At 39.5% G+C, this 615-nt stretch carries 1 pseudogene; it reads left to right on the plus strand.

Annotation, left to right across the window (positions count from 1 at the left end):
- Positions 1 to 102 (plus strand): annotated as a pseudogene (locus tag AACW06_RS19925) (IS110 family transposase); the annotation flags it as partial.
- Positions 103 to 615: the final 513 nt, after the last annotated feature.

Genomic DNA, 615 nt, shown 5'->3' on the forward strand with positions numbered 1-615 from the left:
AAAAAAGTAGCCATTATCGCGTGTGTTAGAAAGATGGTAGTTATCCTAAATTCGATGCTACGAGATGGCGTCATATGGGATGAAAATACAGCTAAAAAATAGTTATTGACACCATAGTCGTTTGTTATGCTTAAGCTGCAATGGGCTACGTTTCCGGTTTTAATAGAACCAAGATTAACTCGACTTTGATTCACAAACAAAACCAAAGCCTAAAAAACTGAAATAACTCATAATTTTGATATTCAGGCTCGGAATTTTGGCAAATCTAGTTTGAAGTTTGAAAGCCTAGAAATGGATTTCTAATTGAGCCAACCGCCCTAACCTCGCGATTGCCCGAGAATTGAATGAGGCAATTCTCTGAATTTCTAGCGCCAAAGAATAAGTGTCCGAAAAACAGCGCTCACAAAAGCCAACTTGCCGACAAACACAAAACTGAAAAGTCGAGGGAACAAAGAAAAACCATAAAGCACTGATTTTACGTGATTAAGCATAACGCCTTGCTAAGGTGTGAGTAACGCAATACAAAAGCTACCGCACGGCGCCTTAATCACCATAAGCCACCGCATAGTAAAAATGCCACGCGTTACGAATCACTCTTAAGCAATTTGTTAGGCA

Source organism: Vibrio sp. S12_S33, assembly GCF_963889785.1.
Lineage (GTDB): Bacteria > Pseudomonadota > Gammaproteobacteria > Enterobacterales > Vibrionaceae > Vibrio > Vibrio aestuarianus.